The 19,440-nt window shown below is 55.4% G+C and carries 17 protein-coding genes; 3 read left to right on the plus strand and 14 right to left on the minus strand.

Features of this window, described 5'->3' with window-relative positions:
* Window positions 1-108: 108 nt before the first annotated feature.
* Window positions 109-351, plus strand: coding sequence for a hypothetical protein (locus tag BM258_RS17860; protein WP_090074597.1), 243 nt, complete (start codon window positions 109-111; stop codon window positions 349-351).
* Window positions 352-453: 102 nt separating this feature from the next.
* On the opposite strand, the gene BM258_RS17865 is transcribed toward BM258_RS17860, so the two are convergent.
* The 4 genes from BM258_RS17865 to BM258_RS17880 form a co-directional block, all read right to left on the minus strand.
* Window positions 454-912: a hypothetical protein gene (locus BM258_RS17865; protein WP_090074598.1), complete on the minus strand. Its 459-nt coding sequence runs from the start codon at window positions 910-912 to the stop codon at window positions 454-456.
* Between the two features lie 63 nt (window positions 913-975).
* Window positions 976-2,232 carry a dual-specificity RNA methyltransferase RlmN gene (gene rlmN / locus BM258_RS17870; RefSeq protein WP_342029362.1) on the minus strand — a complete coding sequence of 419 codons (1,257 nt, stop codon included), beginning with the start codon at window positions 2,230-2,232 and terminating at the stop codon, window positions 976-978.
* Between the two features lie 348 nt (window positions 2,233-2,580).
* Entirely contained in the window at window positions 2,581-3,093 is a 513-nt protein-coding gene (locus tag BM258_RS17875) for an invasion associated locus B family protein (protein WP_090074600.1), read from the minus strand.
* Window positions 3,094-3,359: 266 nt separating this feature from the next.
* Window positions 3,360-3,902 (minus strand): RNA methyltransferase, encoded by a 543-nt coding sequence (locus BM258_RS17880; RefSeq protein ID WP_090074601.1) that lies wholly within the window; start codon window positions 3,900-3,902, stop codon window positions 3,360-3,362.
* 280 nt (window positions 3,903-4,182) lie between these two features.
* On the opposite strand from BM258_RS17880, the gene BM258_RS17885 reads away from it, so the two are divergent.
* Window positions 4,183-5,238, plus strand: a complete 1,056-nt coding sequence (locus BM258_RS17885) for a peptidoglycan-binding domain-containing protein (RefSeq protein ID WP_210186795.1) — start codon at window positions 4,183-4,185, stop codon at window positions 5,236-5,238.
* 108 nt (window positions 5,239-5,346) lie between these two features.
* Window positions 5,347-6,321 carry an NADPH:quinone oxidoreductase family protein gene (locus BM258_RS17890; protein ID WP_090074603.1) on the plus strand — a complete coding sequence of 325 codons (975 nt, stop codon included), beginning with the start codon at window positions 5,347-5,349 and terminating at the stop codon, window positions 6,319-6,321.
* Between the two features lie 25 nt (window positions 6,322-6,346).
* Here the strand turns inward: BM258_RS17890 and BM258_RS17895 are convergent, their stop codons facing one another.
* From BM258_RS17895 to BM258_RS17945, 10 genes are all read right to left on the minus strand, one after another.
* A complete protein-coding gene (locus tag BM258_RS17895; protein ID WP_394705150.1) occupies window positions 6,347-6,682 on the minus strand; it encodes a YkvA family protein in 336 nt (111 codons plus the stop codon).
* A 363-nt stretch (window positions 6,683-7,045) separates the two neighbouring features.
* Window positions 7,046-7,201, minus strand: a complete 156-nt coding sequence (locus BM258_RS17905) for a DUF1127 domain-containing protein (protein WP_090074688.1) — start codon at window positions 7,199-7,201, stop codon at window positions 7,046-7,048.
* 456 nt (window positions 7,202-7,657) lie between these two features.
* Window positions 7,658-9,271 (minus strand): bifunctional phosphoribosylaminoimidazolecarboxamide formyltransferase/IMP cyclohydrolase, encoded by a 1,614-nt coding sequence (purH, locus tag BM258_RS17910; RefSeq protein ID WP_090074606.1) that lies wholly within the window; start codon window positions 9,269-9,271, stop codon window positions 7,658-7,660.
* A gap of 131 nt (window positions 9,272-9,402) precedes the next feature.
* Window positions 9,403-11,058, minus strand: a complete 1,656-nt coding sequence (locus BM258_RS17915; protein ID WP_175528145.1) for a heparinase II/III family protein — start codon at window positions 11,056-11,058, stop codon at window positions 9,403-9,405.
* Window positions 11,059-11,361: 303 nt separating this feature from the next.
* Complete coding sequence (locus tag BM258_RS17920) at window positions 11,362-12,669, minus strand: RsmB/NOP family class I SAM-dependent RNA methyltransferase (RefSeq protein ID WP_210186797.1); 1,308 nt, start codon at window positions 12,667-12,669, stop codon at window positions 11,362-11,364.
* Window positions 12,670-12,989: 320 nt separating this feature from the next.
* A complete protein-coding gene (gene xth / locus BM258_RS17925; RefSeq protein ID WP_090074689.1) occupies window positions 12,990-13,805 on the minus strand; it encodes an exodeoxyribonuclease III in 816 nt (271 codons plus the stop codon).
* A gap of 177 nt (window positions 13,806-13,982) precedes the next feature.
* Window positions 13,983-14,702 carry a LolA family protein gene (locus BM258_RS17930; RefSeq protein WP_175528147.1) on the minus strand — a complete coding sequence of 240 codons (720 nt, stop codon included), beginning with the start codon at window positions 14,700-14,702 and terminating at the stop codon, window positions 13,983-13,985.
* A gap of 152 nt (window positions 14,703-14,854) precedes the next feature.
* Window positions 14,855-17,686 carry a DNA translocase FtsK gene (locus tag BM258_RS17935; protein ID WP_244544759.1) on the minus strand — a complete coding sequence of 944 codons (2,832 nt, stop codon included), beginning with the start codon at window positions 17,684-17,686 and terminating at the stop codon, window positions 14,855-14,857.
* A gap of 101 nt (window positions 17,687-17,787) precedes the next feature.
* On the minus strand, window positions 17,788-18,990 hold the full coding sequence (locus tag BM258_RS17940; protein WP_090074610.1) for an aminotransferase class I/II-fold pyridoxal phosphate-dependent enzyme: 1,203 nt from the start codon (window positions 18,988-18,990) through the stop codon (window positions 17,788-17,790).
* Window positions 18,991-19,172: 182 nt separating this feature from the next.
* Window positions 19,173-19,430, minus strand: coding sequence for a hypothetical protein (locus BM258_RS17945; RefSeq protein ID WP_090074611.1), 258 nt, complete (start codon window positions 19,428-19,430; stop codon window positions 19,173-19,175).
* Window positions 19,431-19,440: the final 10 nt, after the last annotated feature.

Raw genomic sequence — 19,440 nt, forward strand, 5'->3', positions numbered from 1 at the left:
GACATTCGTGTCTATTATTAGAAGCTCTCGAAAAGAGATGCCAACCCGGCAGAGCCTTCATGTTCTGGTTTGTCGGGTTTTCAGTTTTGTAAGGAAGAGAAGAAGAAAATGTCCGTAAAACCGTTTGTTATCGGAGCGCTGGTCTTCGCTGTCTGTGAATATCTCGCCTATGTCGCCTATAGCGGCGAAACTCTAGGTGTGAGTGGGCGGCGCGGTCGCGCGATAGCCGATCTGGTCAATTGGCTTGTTGCCAAGGTGGGCAGTATGCCGGCCGCGGGAATTCTTGCCGTGGCAGGACTGCTGCTGGCACTGATTGCTTTCAAGGCAGCCGTGCGCAAGGCTGCGGCCTAGTCGGCTTCTATTCTGACAAGCCAAATCTGGAGAGGTGCGTTCCTGCTGGAGCGCGCCTTTTTTTGCGAGACGAGCAGAGATATTCCAAGAGTTTTCGTGACTTCAGAGTGATTTGGGCTTGTTGTCGAGAGACCGCTTGACGATGCCTGCGCCTCTGCCTGCAATCAGCCAGTAGACAAAGCCGCCGATGAGGCCCGCTGCCATGGCGCGAATATCTATGGCGATTGCCATGGCATCAACCGGCTCATTGGGAGAATGGGTAATAAAGAAGGACAGCACCAACCCATAGGCCAAATAGATCCAGATGCTGCGCCATGAGAAGATTTCCGCGATGATCAGGCCCAGAATGGCTGGATAGAAGGCAAAATGCCCCAGTGGGAAGACAAGTACAAAGCCGGAAAAGATGGCGAACATATTTTCCGCTGCCGGATCATGATACATGCCGGGGCTGGGCGCCATGGAATTGAGGGCAAAGCCCAGAAAGATGCTGGCTGCCATGATGGCCAGAAACAGGCCGATTGGCACCATGATGATGCGGGCAATCAGGCGGGACAGGCTCATGGCAGGCTCCTTGGGCTTACAGGTATCTTGCGAGTGAGAAAAAGGGGAGTGTTTGGGTGCTCCCTATTCCTCTTCTTCCATATCGTCGTTGGAGCCGTCGCCGACAAGGTTTGCCATGCGCATTCTTTCAAGGGCGGCCAACTCGGCTTCCAGCTTTTCGCGCTCAACCTTGCGCAGGCGTTCGGATTCGGATTTCAACTGACCACAGGCAGCATAGATGTCACGTCCGCGTGGCGTGCGAACCGGAGACGCATAACCGGCGCGGTTGATGAAATCAGCAAATTCCTCGATCTGATCCCAGTCGGAGCATTCATAATTGCTGCCCGGCCAAGGGTTGAAGGGAATGAGGTTGATCTTGGCGGGAATGCCGCGCAGCAGCTTTACGAGGTTGCGGGCATCCTCGATGGAATCATTCACACCCTTGAGCATCACATATTCGAAGGTGATGCGCTTGGCGTTGGAAACGCCGGGATAGGTGCGGCAAGCCTCAAGCAGTTCCTTCAGGTTCCACTTCTTGTTGATGGGCACGATTTCGTCGCGCAGCTCATCATTGGTGGCATGAAGGGAAATGGCCAGCATGCAGCCGACTTCCTCGCCAGCGCGCCGGATGTTTGGCACATGCCCGGAGGTCGACAGCGTGATGCGGCGCTTGGAGATGGACAGACCTTCACCATCGGACATGATCAACATCGCGGTTTTCACATGGTCGTAGTTGAAGAGCGGTTCGCCCATGCCCATCATGACGACGTTGGAAACAAAACGGCCCATTTTTGGTACGATGGTGCCGACCTTTGCTTCGCGATCAGGGAAATCGTTGAGGATTTCGCGCGCAACGCGCAGCTGAGCGACGATTTCTTCCGCTGTCAGGTTGCGCACCAGCTTCTGGGTGCCTGTGTGGCAGAAGGTGCAGTTGAGCGTGCAGCCAACCTGGGAGGAAACGCAAAGCGTGCCCCGATTTTCATCGGGAATATAGACAGTTTCCACTTCCACCGGACGTCCGGCGCCACGGGGCGGAAAGCGCAGCAGCCATTTGCGGGTGCCGTCTACCGAGATCTGTTCGGCGACCAGTTCGGGATGGGTAATGGTGTAGACCAGATCCATCTTGGCGCGCAGATCCTTCGACACGTTGGTCATCTGATCAAAGGAAGTGGCCCCGCGCACATAGATCCAGTGCCAGAGTTGGTTGACGCGCATGCGGATCTGCTTTTCCGCCACGCCGACCCGGCGCATTGCCTCCGAAAGGTCTTCGCGGTTCATGCCCACAAGATTGAGCTTGTCCGGATCAAGGGCAGGCCAGGTGTAATTGTGGCTTGTTTCAATAGCGACAGTGTCCAGAACAGGGGTCTCCTGTGCTGTGTCGAGAGCGGAGGCGTGCGTCATGTAATTTTCAAAGCCGCGGGTTGGCGCGGTTCCTCTTTTCAAGGCCGATCACGTCTGTTCCTTCGCTTGCCGATCGGCAAAGGCGCAAGGTGTGGCGCGATCCTTGTAGACTGCCATTCCAGAACGACCACCGTGCATTGGCTATGGGTGGCCCGATCCTTGCCCTTTTTTCAGCAAATGCTGTCCATCAGGGGGCAATCCGGTTGAATGCTGTGCGAATTGGCGGGTGTATAAAGCAAAAAAGCGGCCTTGTCAGCCGCTTTTGTTGATTTTTCTGGTCACTTTATCTTACTGGCACTCGGCCAGAGCCTTGCGGGTTGCCGCCGTAACGCCCGAGAGGGAGTAGGTATCAACCGTCAGGGTGCCGCGAGACGAGGTGCCTTTGACGACCATGCTTGCGCCAGCGCGCATTGCATTGACCAAACGGGCTTCTTCAGCTGCATTCTCAAGCCAGGCGCCATCGCCGGACGTATAAAGAGAGAATGTATCCGAACCGACCTGAATGGAGGTCTTGGACCCCTCTTTGTAAGGATAGCCGGTGATCACGTTCACTTCTTCGCGAACACCTTCGCGCGGGCGCGTGGTGATGAAGAAATAGACCGGATCGCGGTTCACATTCTTTGGCTCCATGTCTTTGGGTTGGCTAACCGCAAAGCACATCTTGCCACGTTGAGGATCGTTAAAAACATAAGCACCCCAATCTTGGAATTGTTCGACGCGAGTGGCCGCGCCCTGAGCATTTGCTGCAGTGGCGGAAAGTGCGAGAAGGGTGGCTGCTCCGAGGATTTTTACGCTTTTCATCTCTACCTGTCGCTTTCGACTGGATGCCAACAGGAGCCTCAAGCTCCAATTCATTCATTTAACATTTACCAAAGTCAGGGTTACCAAACAGTGAAGTTGCAGCAAATTTTGATTTTTTTTGCTCGTTTGCCGTTCACTGCCCGGAATTCCGCGATTCTGATGTGATTGCAGGCAAGATTCACCGCAAATGCGGCAAGAGATAGGCAGATGCCATCTTGTCTGTTGTCTAAAGATCCTTCTTTGAAAGAAGACCTTCAGGCCATTTTTCAGCCCTTGAGCGCATCCGGTGTACCGGAGCGGAATCTTGGCTGGCCATGTTGATGCACACGGGTTTCGCGTGGGCCGCCAGCGCGCACCGGACGATCAGTAAAACCGCCCATGGATTGCACACGATCATACATGATGATCGCACCCGCTGTCGCGACATTCAGGCAGAAGCGTGTCGGGATCTTGACGATGAATTCGCATTTATCCTGCATCGACTTGGTCAGGTTACCCCGCTCGGGGCCCAGAATATAGGCTGCCTTGGTCGGGTGCCTGAAACTGGGCAGATCCACGGCGTCGTCTGTCAGTTCGATGCCGACAAGGCGGCAATCCTTGGGCAGTATGAGCTCATCTTCACTGGCCCATGGATAATAGGGCAGGTGGTCGCCGCTGTTGGAGGTGTCCGTTCCCGGCTTGGCGAATGTTTTTTCCGCCGCAATCGTGAAAAAGAAGCTGGCGCCGAAGGCATGGGCCGTTCTGACCAGATTTCCGAAGTTGCCCTCTTTGGATAGCCCTTGTACGCCGACTGCGAAATATCCGCGCATTTGTTTCCTGTCTTCCGCTTTTGTTGTTCTTTGTTTTGGTGCTGCGGCTTGCTGCTCTGGTAAGGTATCAGCGCAATGGCCACAGATGCGCCTTTCTAGACCAGAACGCGCCAAAAGGGAACCATCTGGCTTTTCACAGCGCAAAAGCTCGGCGATGAGCTAGACAAAAAGCGCAGTGATAAAATTTCGGGTTGATAAAATTTTTTCTGAAACCCTATCATTTGAAGATCATTCTTTCGGCCCCGTTGGCGGGCAAATTTATTGCAAATGGACTAGTCTCTTGAAACACCTATATCTGGCTGGCCTTGTCGCCTGCGCGTTTGCGGTCTTTATGGCCTCTTGCCCTTCATCCATGGCGCGCGAAGATCTCGTGGTTCAGTATCTGAGGGCGGAAAATGGCTCTGATCTTGGCCTCTTCACGGTTAAAAAGGTCAATCTGGAAGCCCATGGGGACAGAAGTGATGAATATATCGTCTCCTTCAGGGGCTCGCTATATTGCGGGACCGCAGGCTGTTCCCATGAAGTCTTGCAGGTTCGCGACAGGAAGGTGACCAAGCTTTTGGACATTGTCACCCATTCGATAGACCCGATTGAGGATCAATCTCGGAATGGCATGAAAGGGCTGATGCTTGGTGGCAGCAGGGGCGACGCGATCTGGGCGTTTGATGGCCAGGAATATCAGCATGTTAAAAATCTAAGTGAGCAGCAGCAGGCCTCCGCTCCTTCCCCTACTCCTTCAGCCCCTGCATCGGGCTGGGGCGCGCAACCCGACACCCGACCAAGTCCGCCCCCGAACGTGCGGGAAATCCAGTCAGCGCTCAACTATCTGGGCTTCTGTGTCGGGCCGGTCGACGGAATTATGGGCCGCAAGACGCGTGATGCCATTGCGTCCTTCAAGCGTAACCGGCGGGAATGGACAGCCAAAAACGAGACCTCGAGTATGATGACGGATCAGTTTGTCAGGGTGCTGCGCAAAGCTCGGGCCGAACAAGGGGCAGGCTCCGATCGATGCGCCGCTATGGCTCGGGCTGTTCGGCCCAAAATACCCGGGAGCTATCTCAATGAAAAAATTTATCAAAATAGTGAGGTGGATACACTTCTGTATTTGATGGGGAACGGCGAATTCAAGTTGAGCGTGATGCAATATAAGCCTTTGGGCACGCCGGGGCGCTATGTAATTTTGGTTTCGGGTGTTTACTCGGTCAGAGGGAGAGACGTTATTCTTCATGTGCAACGCTCGGATCCTCCCGGAGCCCCCAATAGAAGTGTTTTCGTGCTAACCCGGGATGGCAAAGCCCTGATTAATGAAGGGGTTGTTTACTACAAACAGCGCTAGATTTTACTTTGCCTGCCGCCTTTTGTCTTATTGCGCGCGTTTGCATCTTTGTGACGCCGTTTTCTCATGCTAGGGCTATGAGGATGGTTGCAGAAGGGGGAACCGAGTATGCGGGCAATTGTGTGCGATGCCTTTGAAGGCGTTGATAATCTCAAGCTGGTTGACATGAAGAAACCTTCTGCCGGGCCGGGGGAGGTTTTGATCCGGGTGAAGGCGGCCGCGCTTAATTTCTTCGACACATTGATTTTGCACAACAAATATCAGTTTACACCTGAGCTGCCTTTTTCTCCTGCTGGGGAGATTGCCGGTATTATCGAGGCGGTTGGGGAAGGAGTGGACCCGCACCGCGTTGGTGAAAAGGCAATTGCCTATATCCGTTGGGGTGGCGCGCGCGACTATGTCGTTGTCCAGCAGGATGAAGCGATCACGATGCCGTCCAAACTCGGCTTTGAGCATGCCGCCGGCCTGATGATTACCTATGGCACCACCATTTATGGCCTTCGTAGTCGCGCCCGCATGCAGCCGGGGGAAACCCTTGCCGTGCTTGGGGCCGCCGGGGGCGTCGGGCTTGCTGCAGTGGAAATCGGCAAGTTGATGGGCGCACGGGTCATCGCCTGTGCGTCATCGGATGAGAAGCTTCAGCTTTGCAAGGCCCATGGCGCAGATGACCTTCTCAATTACAAGACAGATGACCTTAAGGAGGCGCTGAAAGACATGACCTACGGCCATGGTGTCGATGTGGTCTATGATCCGGTTGGTGGCGATCTGTCCGAAGCGGCGCTCAGAGCTACGGGCTGGTATGGGCGGTTTCTGGTTATCGGTTTTGCGTCGGGCGCCATCCCCAAAATGCCGCTCAATCTGGTGATGCTGAAGGGCGTGGACCTGCTTGGGGTCTTTTGGGGAGAGGCGATCGGGCGGGAGCCCGCTGATCATGCGGAGAATATGAAGCAGATCATGGCCTGGGTCGCCAGCGGTCAGCTCAAGCCATATATTGATCGCCGTTATCCTCTTGAAGAAACGCCAGAGGCGATTAAGGCCATTGCCAACAGAGAAGCCAAGGGCAAGGTGGTGATTACGCTTTAGGTTGAGTGGTCAAGAGAGGTTTTGGCTAGCGCTCTACATGCACATCATGCTCGGCCATGGCCTGTTTGGCACGCAGCCGGTGTTTATCGGTGATGTTGCCGTGTACGGTCTTGATGACATAGGTCAGCAGCGCGATGTCGTCGGCAAAGCCGAGGCCGAAAATCATGTCGGGGATGGCATCCAGTGGCAAGACGAAATAAGCAAGGGCCCCGATCAGCGTCAGGCGTACCTTGACCGGCGTTTCGGGATCAAAAGCACAATAATAGGCGGCGACCACATCCTCGATGATGGGCATCTGCTTGGCTGCTTTTCTGACCACAGACCAGAATTTCTTGCGTACATTGGCAGCCTTTTTGGCCATGGAAGAATCGCGATGGCCCTGCTCATCCTCGGCTGCTTTCTCTGGCGGAAGCAGTTCGATTTCGTCTTCGGAATAGTGTTTATCAGCCATTTGTCCTTCCCCAGAATGTCTTGCCTTCTTGATATGGGGCAAAATATGCGGAAAGCAAGCTGCGTGCGACGGGAATGTCGGATGGCTTTGGGGATTGTCGAAGGAAGGCAGATAACAAAAACCCTCCGGGGGAGGAGGTCCGGAGGGCTTTGTTAGGAGATTCAAAACTGGGAGGAGGTAGTTTTGAATCGATCAGGCTTTGGGAGGAGGAAAAGCCTGAATTCCTTGAAACTCGTGGCTTTCGCTTGGACATTTCTGTCAGCGAAAGACTTTTTATTTTGCAGTAGCAGCTTCACGTGCGATTTCGGTGATGTCGCCGCGGGAAATTCCCAGTTCGCCCAGATCGCGATTGCTCAGGCGGGCAAGTTCATCAACCGTGTCACGGTAGTTGCGCCACTGGCGATAGTTTTCAACAACAGTATTGATCATCGGTGTCATTCCTTTGTTGCTATGTGGCTGTTTATCTTCAACTGCGTTTCAGAAGCGTTTACTTGATTTTGTCTTTCGAACTCGTCATCGCTTCCTTGACCATGAATATAGTTCATGGCTCTCGATTTTACATCGCACAAAATTGCATGGCTGTTTTGTTGGCATTGCATTTGTGGTGGTGATTATTTTTTAGGCAGACTATTTTTGCATATCTACATGGGTTTTGTCTTTGAAAACAGATATTTAAAAATTTTTCCAATTGCTTGATAGACGCTAAATATCAAACTTTTTGGTTCAAGAATTTCTTTCAGACTTGATGTCAAGCAGTGGATACGTGTTTTTACGCTGGGTTTTCTCCTTGTTTGGGGCGTCGTGCAGCCATGGAAAAAGCCCGAAGCGATTGCTCCGGGCTTTGTATATTGGACAGGCTTTCGCCTTTTTCTGGCGAAGTGTTCCCTAGTGCCGGAAATGGCGCATGCCGGTCATGACCATGGCAAGGCCGGCTTCGTTGGCCGCATCGATGACTTCCTGATCGCGCATGGAGCCGCCTGGTTGGATAACGGCAGTTGCTCCGGCTTCGGCGGCTGTCAGAAGACCATCGGCGAAGGGGAAGAAAGCATCGGAGGCCACGACGCATCCCTTTGTGAGTGGTTCGGTCATGCCTGCGGCTTCGGCTGCGTCTTCAGCTTTGCGGGCTGCGATGCGGGCAGAATCCACGCGGCTCATCTGACCAGCACCGATACCGACGGTCGCGCCGTCTTTCACATAGATGATGGCGTTGGATTTGACATGCTTGCAAACCTGGAAGGCGAATTTGAGGTCGGCCATTTCCTGCTCGGAAGGCTGGCGCTCGGTGGCTACCTTCAGGTCAATATCGGCAATGTTGCCGTTGTCCCGGTTCTGTACCAAGAGACCGCCGGAAACGGACTTGACGGTCACGCCTTCTTCGCGTGGGTCGGCAAGGCCACCTGTGAGCAGCAGGCGCAGGTTCTTCTTCTTGGAGACAAGCGCCTTGGCGCCTTCCGTTGCATCGGGGGCGATGATCACTTCAACGAAGATCTTTGTGATTTCTTCTGCGACAGCTTCATCCAGTGTGCCGTTCAGTGCCACGATACCGCCAAATGCGGAAACCGGATCACAGGCCAGCGCCTTGACATAGGCATCCTTGAGCGTGGCGCCCATGGCGACCCCGCATGGGTTGGCATGTTTGATGATGGCAACGGCCGGAGAGACGGCCGGATCGAACTCGCAGACCAGTTCGAAGGCGGCGTCGGTGTCATTGATGTTGTTGTAGGAAAGCTGCTTGCCCTGAACCTGGGTTGCGGTGGCAACGCCGGGACGGGAAGAGGCGGTCTTGTAGAAGCCTGCTTTCTGGTGCGGGTTTTCGCCGTAGCGCATCACTTCAGCCAGTTCACCACCAAAGGCGCGGAAGGTTGGCGATTCGATTTCCAGTTCAGCGGCAAACCAGCCAGAGATGGCTGCATCGTAAGCGGCGGTGCGGGCATAGGCCTTGGCGGCAAATTTCTTGCGCACGTCATAGCTGATGCCACCCTTTTCCTCGATCTGGGCGAGGATCTCGGCATAGTCGGCTGGATCAACCAAGGTGGTGACGAAAGCGTGGTTCTTTGCCGCAGCGCGGATCATGGCCGGGCCGCCGATGTCGATATTTTCAACAGTGGTGGCATAGTCGGCGCCCTTGAGGATGGTTTCCTCGAAGGGATAGAGGTTGACCACCAGCAGGTCGATTTCCAGAATGCCATGCTCTTTCATTGCTGCGCTGTGGGCTTCAACCGAACGGGCGCCCAGAAGACCGCCATGCACGCGGGGATGCAGGGTCTTGACGCGGCCATCCATGATTTCCGGGAATTCGGTAACCTCGGAGATGTCTTTGACCGGAATGCCAGCATCGGCAATGGCCTTGCAGGTGCCGCCGGTCGAGACAAGCTCGACGCCTTTGTCGGCGAGGGCCTTGGCAAAGTCGACAATACCGGTTTTATCAGAAACGGAGATGAGAGCGCGCTTGACGGAAACAACTTCCGGCGCGGAAACAGAAAGAGGAGCTACGGACATCGGTTATCCTGCTGCGTTTGATATGGGAAATTTCGCCAATGCGATAGCACATATCAGCTTTGAGGGAAACAATCCATTTAGCACAAAACGGCATCATTGTGTTGCCTTTTTGGCATCAAATGAACGGTGTCCTAGAGAGGAGCAATCGCGACGCGCTCAAAGAACCAGTTGACGGTCGGTACATGGCTGGCATGGCCATAAATGACGAGCTGTGTGGTCGGGCGGATGCCGTGAATATCGGAAAGATAGACACTCTCTTCGATGCCGGGATCGATTTCCTGGCAAACGAATTTCCAGATCTCGCCGTTGGCAAGCCCCAGATAGGCGACGTCCCTGTCTTCGGAGAATTCCACCTGTACCGATGGATGAAGATGGAAGCGGATGGCGTAGCTGTCCTGTCCCTTGGTGATGCCTTTGCCTATGGCATCCATTTCATCGCGCCCATCCAGACGGCGTCCATCGATGGCCAGCCAAATCTGGCGCGTGTGCCGAATGCCGAATTTCGAGCCATAGGCATCGTGGCTGGCATGGATCGTTTCCTGCCCACGTTCAAGAAAACGCTCATATCTGACATGGCTATCCCCACAAATCAGCGGGCGGCCATCCAGGTCAAAGCTCCTTGGGGCGATCTTGCAAGTCGAATGGTCCTGCACGATGAGGGTGGAATGCGCTGCCGTGCTGCGGGCCAATTCGCGCCAGCCTTCATGTTGTGGCGCAGGGGTGCCGCAGTTGACCACCATGGGAGCCGTGCCGGAGCAGATTTCAAAGGACAGCGCGCCTGCATGGGCCAGTGTGGATTGCTCGGTCGGCGGCGGGGCGCCGGTATCCATGATGAGAATCGACTGGCCTGCTTCCATGCGCTGATAGCCCGAGAAGGAGGCATCCGAGACGGGGGTGCCGCGGGTGTCATCATAGGCCAGAATGGTGGCCAGAGAATCCGCCGGTGTAGCGCCGGTGCCATTGAAATGGGCAAAACTGCCATTGGGGTGGCGGAAAAAGCGCAGCATGGGCATCATGCGTTCGATGGCTAGATTCATGCCTTCGGGCGGCACCATGTCGCGGGACATGAAGGTCTGGCGCAAAGGCAGCAGCTCCAGCAGGATGGACACGATGGCCAGCGGGTTGCGCGAAACATGGCCGCCATCCGGCAGGATTTGGTCGTTGAGCTCATGGACCAACCGCTTGGAAACGGAGCGCACGAGGCGCTCCTTATCCGAAAAGCAAAGCCAACCAGCCAGCTCGGCAATCAGAAGAAGCAACCTGTCGAGATTGTTGGGCATACCCGAGTATGTCGCACGCAAATACCGCACCTGTAGATAAAGCGCGCGCAAGAAGGCGCGATAGAAGACATGGTCTGCATCCTGAAGGATTAAGGGCGAATTGTTAAGCCATGCCAGCACCCTGTTTGCCACCACGGGAGCGGCCCATGCTTCATAATCCAGTTTGCCGGAATTCTTGATCCAGTCTTCTACCAAGGCTCGGGCATTCGAGCGCGGCAGGGTGGCATTGGAGGCGCGCAGATGGCGCAGCCAGCGGAAGCCATGCAGCTCGCGCGCCCATTCCTTGCTAGGGGCGGCATGCACAAATGGGGAGTGGCCCTGACAATTTTCCACCTGACCGGCAAAAATGAAAAGACCCGAATAGATATCCTCTGCGATGGTCGGATCAGAGGTACGCAAATCTTGCGGCGCAATGAGCAACCGGTCCGGGCAGCGCGGAACATAACGCGTGTTGCAGGCTGGCCGCCTAACCGGGATGCGCTTGGCACGGCGCAAAAGAGTCGCCATGGAGATTCGCAGTTTTTGCCAGTTTTGTGACACGCAATAGTCGTCCGTGTTAAGGGCTCCCTTCAAGCAGGGCTTCTGTGAAAGGGAGCTGATGGCCAGGATTGGTACGGGCTTCAAACCATTTGGGTCTTTGCCGCGCGTCATCCGATTCATGAATGGTCCAAGCGCTCAGTCATCCGATCATGGCGAATCACCGGATGCAGGCGCTTTTTGGTAATCGATTGGTTACAATTTTATCAAGCTATGGTTAACAAGGTCTATCTGAGTCCATTTGGTCCCGATTTACACAAAGCTTTGTCAAGGTCAGGAAGGGGCGTGGTTGCGCAGCCGGATCGCAAAGAATCCATCCATGCCGCCCGCTTCAGACCAATAGTCAGGCCTTGTTCTCAGGCTGCCATCAGGCTGGATGAAGGGGGCAAGGGCGGGTGTTTCTTCCGCTGTGAGCGGCTCGATGCCGAATGTCGGGTTCTGCATGAGGAAATCCGCGATCAACTCGGGCCCTTCTTCGGGCTGGAGGGAGCAAGTGCAGAAAACCATCAAGCCGCCCGGAGCCAGCATGTCGGCAACATGATTGAGCATCTTTGCCTGCAATTTGGCGAAATGGCCTATGTCAGCGGGTGTCCGCTGATGGATGAGCTCAGGGTGGCGGCGCATGGTGCCGGTGGCCGAGCAGGGGGCATCAAGTAGAATGAAAGGCCATTTTGCGTCGAAGCTTTTCTTGAGCAGATCGCCTTTTACCAACTCCGCAGAGAGGCCAACCCGCTTCAAATTCTGTTCGATGCGTTCAAGGCGTTTGGCCGAAATATCCAGCGCAGTGACATCCGCTCCGCCTGCGGCCAACTGCATGGTTTTACCGCCCGGAGCGGCGCAGAGATCAAGAACCTTTTGACCGGAAACCTCGCCCAGCATCTGCACGGGCAGCGTGGCCGCGGCATCCTGCACCCACCATGCCCCTTCGGCAAAGCCTTCCAGTGTGTCCACCTTGTCGTGGCTGGCAAGACGCAGACTGCCGGACGGCATCTTTTCTGCGCCAAGGCGCTCGGCCCACTCGTCCGCTGAGGCAGGGTCTTTCAGGGTCAGATCAAGCGGAATCTGCGCCTTCTGGAATTGCGCCATCATGGCGTTGGTGCTGTCTTGCCCATAGGTGGTGCTGAGGGATTGATACATCCAGTCGGGCAGGGTCGCCTTGGCCGGATCGATGGTCGCCAGCTCATCGGCGCCATCGCGGCTGATGCGGCGCAGAACGGCATTGGTCAGGCCCTTGAAGCCGGCATATTTGCGCCATGTGCGATAGTGCGACACGGCACAATCGACCACCGCATGGGGCGGAGTATTCAAAAACAGAAGCTCGGCAGTACCGATGCGCAGAATGTTGCGCAAGGGGCCGGACTTTTTGGGGATGCCGCGCTCCATGAAGCGGCTCAAAATGGTGTCGATTTCTCCTAGATGCTGCAGAACCGTGGTGGCGATGCGCTTGGCAAAGGCGCGGTCGCTGCCGTTGAGTTTGCGCAAGGGGCCTTCTGCCAGTTCATGGGCGTAGGCTTCGTCCAAAAGGGCTTTTTCGCTGAGCACCGCATGGATAAGGCGCAGGGCGCCAGCGCGTGCAGCCATTCCGCTTTTTCCGGAGGATTGGGATTTTTCCATGTTTCTGGCCTTACGGTGCATCTTGGGGCGACGCCTCATGGAAGCGTGCGGCAAAGTGCCTTGGATGTTGCTGTGTCAAACCGAAAAACCGCACTGTCCGGCACGATGCTTGCGAGCGCCTCACAAGCGCCGCTCAAACCCCGGTCAACGGTCCGCATGCGGACGGTTCGCGTGGATGGCTATACATCATATCAGTGCCATGGATGCAAGGAAAAGGTTGGGCTCTTGTCCCGCCCTTTCCTTGAGGGGCCAAATCTGTTGGCGTTTTTTGATCGTCCCTTGCTGCTTTATGCGAGCTGGGTCATATCCAGTTTGGCAATTACAGGGGCGTGGTCCGATGGTTTTTCCCAGCTGCGCGCGTCGCGATAAACCTCCACACCGCTCACCTTGTCTGCGGCTGCATCCGTTGCCCAGATGTGATCAAGGCGGCGGCCCTTGTCTGCCTTGGACCAATCACGAGAGCGATAGCTCCACCAGCTGTAAAGACGATGCTCCACCGGGATGTGGTTGCGCACCACATCCTGCCATGGACCCGCAGCTTGCACAGCTGCCAAAGCTTCAACCTCGATGGGGGTGTGGCTGACGACCTTGAGCAGCTGCTTGTGGCTCCAGACGTCATTTTCATGTGGCGCGATGTTCAAATCTCCCACCAGAATGGACGCATTGTCGGTTTCCTCACCGGTCAGCCAGCTTTTCATTTCTTCAAGGAAATCCAGCTTGTGCTGGAATTTGTCATTGACTGCCGGGTCTGGAATATCGCCACCGGCCGGGACATAGAAGTTATGAATGCGCAACGGTCCCTTGTCTGTGTCGATGGTCACTTCCACATGGCGTGCATCGCCCTTGTCGCAAAAACCGCGCATATCGACCTTGGCGAAGGGAATGCGTGAGAGGATGGCGACCCCGTGATAGCTCTTCTGCCCGTTGATCGCATAATGCTCATAGCCCAGCTTTTTCAGGCTTGCCGTGGGAAACTGATCGTTGATCACCTTGGTTTCCTGCAGGCAGAGAATATCCGGCGCTCGATCGGCATTGAACTGTTCGACATGGTGAAGTCTGGGGCGGATGGAATTAATGTTCCAGGTGGCAAGAGTGATGGTCACGGGCAGCGCCTTGTAAAGGGATTGGACTGAAAAAGAATGCCGATAGGCATAGCGGGAATCGGCTTTCTTTTCCTTTATAGCAGGCGATTTCGACAAAAAAAGCACCGCAATGGATTGCGGTGCTTAAATCATTCACTTTTACTGAATCTCTAAAGGTCCGGGCTGTCTGCCAACGGGTCAGTCGTTGGTCGGGCTCAGATCATATTTGATTTCGAAAACAGAGGGTTTGATCGGTTTGCCGGTTTCCACATTGAACACGGTAACGGTGGTGTCATTGCCGTTGGCATCTCGAATGGTCCACTGGCGCAGAAGGGACTGTTCCCTGTCGAAGATGAGAGTCAGGATGCCGTCTCCAAACAAGCTTTCCTGTTCCACCACCACCGAGACGATATCATCGGCGATGCTGGCCTGACGCACGCGCGGATCGCGGGCGAGATCCAGATTTTCTGACAAAAGAACGCGCAAGGGGGTTTTGCTCAGCGGATAGATATCCTGTGTCTTGAGCTTACGGTCTTCGATGGACAGGGTTTTGCCGTCGGAGATGATGTCCGTGTAAGAGGGTTTGGAATAATAGAAACGGATTTTGCCCGGACGCTCGATGAAGAAATAGCCTTGCAGCGTGTCGCCATTGGGGGCGGTCTGAATGAACTCGCCATTCATGGTTTTGGTCGCGTTGAAGGCCTTGGAGATGGTGTCCAGCGCTTTGACGGAGGTTTCACTGAGTGCCGCTTGCGCGGTGGGGGTAAAGCCAGAAGCCAATATCATGAAAAGACTGGCAACAAGCAGGGCTGCCAAGCGGAACGAATGAGCGGTTTTTGTCATCAGTTTTGTATCTTGCGCGGTGGTTGGGCCATCAGAATAATAGTCGTCCATAAGCTTGCCTTCGTTCTTTTTCATGTTTTGACGCATCAATGTACGTTTTGCCCTGCATATTTCAATAGCAAGCCAATGCGGCAGAATGACGAAATAAATCTGACGATTGTTTGTTTTCGCCGCCGCAAGGGTTGTTCTTCTCTCTCGCCGCCTTCCTTTGGCGGTATGAGAAAAGGCTACATGGTTGCGCCCTCTTCGGGAACCAGGATCTCGCGTTTACCGGCGTGGTTTGCCGGGCTGATCACGCCTTGTTGTTCCATCTGCTCGATGAGGGTTGCGGCCCGGTTGTAGCCAATGGAGAGGCGGCGCTGGATGTAGCTTGTCGAGGCCTTGCGGTCTCTCAGAACAATATCGACGGCCTTGTCATAAAGGGTTTCGGCATCGCTAGAGCTGCCTCCGGCCGAGGAATTGTCCCCCTGATCAGCATCGCTTTCTTCCGTTACGGCTTCCAGATAGTCCGGCGTACCCTGTAGCTTCAGATGGGCGACGATTTCCTCGACTTCCTCATCGGCAACAAAGGCACCATGAACACGCTGGATGCGACCGCCACCGGCCATATAGAGCATGTCGCCCATGCCGAGCAGCTGTTCTGCCCCCATTTCACCCAAAATGGTGCGGCTGTCGATCTTGGAGGTTACCTGGAAGGACATGCGGGTCGGGAAGTTGGCCTTGATGGTACCGGTGATGACGTCGACAGACGGACGTTGGGTAGCCATGATCAAATGAATGCCGGCGGCACGGGCCATCTGGGCCAGACGCTGGATGGCGCCTTCGATGTCCTTGCCGGCAACCATCATCAGGTCTGCCATCTCGTCGACGATGATGACGATGAATGGCATAGGCTCGAGGTCGAGCGTTTCCTGCTCATAGATCGGTTCGCCCGAGTCCGGATCAAACCCTGTCTGGATGGTGCGGGTCACCTCGTCACCCTTGGCCAGCGAATCGCGTACGCGCTTGTTGAAGCCGTCGATGTTGCGCACACCCATCTTGGACATGTTCTTGTAGCGTTGTTCCATCTCGCGCACGGCCCATTTGAGGGCGACAACGGCCTTGGACGGATCGGTCACAACAGGGGTCAACAGATGCGGGATGCCATCATAGACGGAGAGTTCCAGCATCTTCGGGTCGATCATGATCAGGCGGCATTCTTCCGGGCGATGCCGGTATAGCAGCGAGAGAATGGTGGTGTTGATCGAGACCGACTTACCCGAACCGGTGGTACCAGCCACCAGCACGTGGGGCATGCGGGCCAGATCGACGACTACCGGATCGCCGGAAATGTTCTTGCCAAGGCAGATGGGCAACTTGGCCTTGGATTTCTCGAAATCTTTGGAGGCCAGCATTTCGCGCAAATAGACGGTTTCCCGACGGGCGTTCGGCAATTCGATGCCGATGGCATTGCGGCCCGGAACCACGGCCACACGCGCAGAGATAGCGCTCATGGAACGGGCGATGTCGTCCGCCAGACCGATAACACGGGATGATTTGATACCCGGCGCCGGTTCCAGCTCATAAAGCGTAACCACAGGGCCCGGGCGTACCTTGATGATTTCGCCGCGAATGCCGAAATCCGAGAGAACGCCTTCCAGAAGGCGGGCATTGTGCTCAAGTTGGTCGGCGGTAAGGCCTGCATTGGGCCCCAGGCTTTCCGGCTCGGAGAGAATGTCCAGAGACGGGAATTGATATTCATCCTGACGGCTGAACAGATTGCCCTGACCCGCCTTGACCATGCGTTTGCCCTTGCCTTTGCCGCCTCTGGCTGGAGCGCCTGCGGGTTTGGTCTGGGCTCTCTCGTTGGTCTCGGCGCGGTTGCCCGGCTGGCTGGAGGGACGATTCAATTCGGGAGGCGCAATGCCGACAGGGGAAGACTGATAGGGGCCATCGTCGTTCCAGTCGTCTTCCTCGTCATAATCCTCATAGCCTGCTGCGGATTGCGGCGCGAAATCTTCCGGTCCGGAATAGCCCATGTCCGGGGCGGGGCCGGGTTTCTGCTGCTGGTAGCCCGGTTGGGCCGAGCGCTCAAGGCGTGGTTCCATGCGATCGCTCAGAGCGTCCAGACCATCATCGTCATCGGCCAGAAGGCGCGAGAAGAAGGATGGTTTCCTGGCCTTTTCCTGCCGCTCAATCTCACGTTCTCTTGCTTTTCGCGCCTTGTTGGCGCGGCGTGAGAGATACCAGTGGTTCAAAGCACCGATCGGTACCGAGAAGAAGGAGCCGCGTTTTGACGCAGGGCCCTTAGTGCGATCAAGCGTGCCGGCACCATCATGTTCTTCATGATGTGAAGCGTACTCTTCGCTGTCGTCATCGTCCCAGTCGTCTTCTTCATAGTCGGTTTCGTCGTAGGTTTCGTCGTAGGTTTCGGCGTCTTCTTCCTCAAAGGCGGCTGTTGGTTTGCGGCGGAAGGCGAGATCTTTAAGGCCCATGTCCATGGAGGCTAGGAGGATGAGAACGCCCAGAAAGGCGGCACCTGCCCCAACAAGTACAGCACCAAGACCCTGCATGACCTCAGTGTCAAAGCGGCTGACGACCGAAAGAAAGGCATCCCCAACCATGCCGCCAAGGCTGAGCGGCAGAGGCCAGCTGTCGGGTACGGGAATGGTGGAGCAGGCAATGGCAAGCATGCACAGCCCGGCAAACCAGCCCATGAAGCGGTTGCGACTGATGCGAGCCGGACGCATGAGCACGAGCCGCCAGAACCAGACGGTCGGGGTGATGATCAGGAAGGCCGAAGCCAGCCCCAAACCCTGAAAACTGAGATCGGAAATGATGGCGCCCGCCAGCCCGAACGCATTGCGCGGGCTGACTTCCGTGGCGTTGGACAAGCTCGGGTCGGCCACATGCCATGTGACCAGACTGGTGGCCACGACAGCGCAAAGCAATAGCCCCAGCAGCCCAAGGCCTGCATAGGCATTGCGGCGCAAGGCATGTTTCAAAGCTCCATCGCGATCTCGTCTTCCCATTGCTCCGCCTTCATAGGGTGCGGTTCGATAGTCGTCGAATGTGGTCATGATCTGCTCAGTTCCAGTTTCATTTGCCCCATTTCAACTTGTGTGGCTTTCCTGTTTACCCTGAAAAAGACGTTGCCGGTCACCGGTTGGTGGATGCCTGATCAGTTGATCAGGCAGGTGCGCAGTCTCGTAAGGGCTTCTTCTGTTTCTGCAAGGTCTCCCACCAGTGCAAGGCGCAGGAACCCGTCGCCGGGATTGACACCGGAGCGGTCTTCGCGCGCAAGATAGGAGCCCGGAATGACTCTTACCCCCACTTCCTTCCAGAGCTTTTGCGCAACTGTGACGTCATCGCCAAAGGCACTGACGTCAAGCCAGAGGAAAAAGCCTGCAGGGGGCGTTTCATATGGCAGCTCTTTGCCCAAAATACGGCGGGCCGCATCGAATTTTTCGTTATAGAGCATGCGGTTTTCCTTCACATGCTCTTCATCCCGATAGGCCGCAGCAGCTGCTGCTTGTATCGCCATGGATACCTGAGGGGCAACCAGGTTGCGGTATTTCGTCCACTGGGTCATGAAGGCGCCGTCCCCTGCGGCAAAGCCACAGCGCATGCCAGCAAGGTTGGAGCGCTTAGAGAGCGAGTGGAAGGTCACAACATTGGAGAAATCGCCTTCGCAAGCCTGAAGGATACCGGCAGGGGGCGTCTCACGATAAAGCTCGGAATAGCACTCATCCGCAAAGATAAAGAAGCGATGCTTGCGCGCAAGGGCAATAAGCTTTTTCCATGTGGCGATGTCAGCCACATTGCCTTGCGGGTTGGCTGGCGAGGCATAATAGAAGGCGATGGTGCGGTCGAGTAGATCCGTTTCCTTGGCCAATTCATCCAGATCTGGCAGAAAACCGGTTTCTGCGGTGCCATTGAGGAAAATCTGTTCCGCATCAATCGCCGCCGCGGCACCCTTATAGGTGTGATAGAAGGGGTTTGGCAGCAGGACAGCCGCATTGCTCGTGTCTTTGCCAAACTGGGAGCGGGCATAGTCGCGCGCGCCAACGCAGGCATGGAACAGCCCTTCGCGGGTGCCATTGAGCGGCAGGATATTCTTCTCTCCCAGCGGCAGACCACCCAGATCATAGCGCCAGTTCAGCCAGTCTTCGACGGCTTTGCGAAACTCGTCGGTGCCGCGCATCTGCGGATAGGGGCGAAAATACTGCGCGTTTTTCATGATCACATCGGGGATGAAATCAGGAAAGGCATGGCGTGGCTCGCCAATGGTCATATTGATTGGCTGGGCGTCTTTTTCATTGACCGGTACAACACCATCCAGCAGATCTGCGAGTTTCTGGAAAGGGGAACGTTCGTCTTGCATTGGGAATCTGGGCCTTTCGAAAGCCTTGGGTGTTGTGGTAAATCGGCGATCATTTTAGCTGGCTTTTGGTTAAGGCAGTTTTAACTCTTGCAAGCGGAAAGGGACGCAAATTGCATGCCTTGGATGGTTGTTAACCATTTCAGCTTGCCTTGTTTCATGACCGGATCGATCCATCACAGATGTTAAAGGCAGGTTGTCTTGAGAAGTGACGGTGCCGGGAGCGTCCCGCACCATCCCTCTGGCGGAGCTGCCGGAGGCTTGAGAAAACCATGGTCCAAAGTCGCGAAACAGGCAAGGCTTTCGCCTTTGAGGAAATATACGATGATCATGACTTTGCGGAATGGCGAGGGCCAGATGGTCTGCTCGTTGCCATAGGGATAGACCTTGAAACACAAAATGCAAAGACCATAAACGAAAAACAGCCCGATGACGGATGACAACGGGCTGTTC

It is taken from the genome of Cohaesibacter marisflavi (genome assembly GCF_900115225.1).
Lineage (GTDB): Bacteria > Pseudomonadota > Alphaproteobacteria > Rhizobiales > Cohaesibacteraceae > Cohaesibacter > Cohaesibacter marisflavi.

Bases quoted from the DNA above. Each gene is read 5' to 3' on its own strand.
- BM258_RS17860 (WP_090074597.1), top strand. From the start codon at position 109: ATGTCCGTAAAACCGTTTGTTATCGGAGCGCTGGTCTTCGCTGTCTGT.
- BM258_RS17865 (WP_090074598.1), bottom strand. From the start codon at position 912: ATGAGCCTGTCCCGCCTGATTGCCCGCATCATCATGGTGCCAATCGGC.
- BM258_RS17875 (WP_090074600.1), bottom strand. From the start codon at position 3,093: ATGAAAAGCGTAAAAATCCTCGGAGCAGCCACCCTTCTCGCACTTTCC.
- BM258_RS17880 (WP_090074601.1), bottom strand. From the start codon at position 3,902: ATGCGCGGATATTTCGCAGTCGGCGTACAAGGGCTATCCAAAGAGGGC.
- BM258_RS17890 (WP_090074603.1), top strand. From the start codon at position 5,347: ATGCGGGCAATTGTGTGCGATGCCTTTGAAGGCGTTGATAATCTCAAG.
- BM258_RS17895 (WP_394705150.1), bottom strand. From the start codon at position 6,682: ATGGCCAAAAAGGCTGCCAATGTACGCAAGAAATTCTGGTCTGTGGTC.
- BM258_RS17905 (WP_090074688.1), bottom strand. From the start codon at position 7,201: ATGATCAATACTGTTGTTGAAAACTATCGCCAGTGGCGCAACTACCGT.
- purH (WP_090074606.1), bottom strand. From the start codon at position 9,271: ATGTCCGTAGCTCCTCTTTCTGTTTCCGCGCCGGAAGTTGTTTCCGTC.
- BM258_RS17915 (WP_175528145.1), bottom strand. From the start codon at position 11,058: ATGGCGACTCTTTTGCGCCGTGCCAAGCGCATCCCGGTTAGGCGGCCA.
- BM258_RS17920 (WP_210186797.1), bottom strand. From the start codon at position 12,669: ATGGCTGCACGCGCTGGCGCCCTGCGCCTTATCCATGCGGTGCTCAGC.
- BM258_RS17930 (WP_175528147.1), bottom strand. From the start codon at position 14,702: ATGAAAAAGAACGAAGGCAAGCTTATGGACGACTATTATTCTGATGGC.
- BM258_RS17935 (WP_244544759.1), bottom strand. From the start codon at position 17,686: ATGACCACATTCGACGACTATCGAACCGCACCCTATGAAGGCGGAGCA.
- BM258_RS17940 (WP_090074610.1), bottom strand. From the start codon at position 18,990: ATGCAAGACGAACGTTCCCCTTTCCAGAAACTCGCAGATCTGCTGGAT.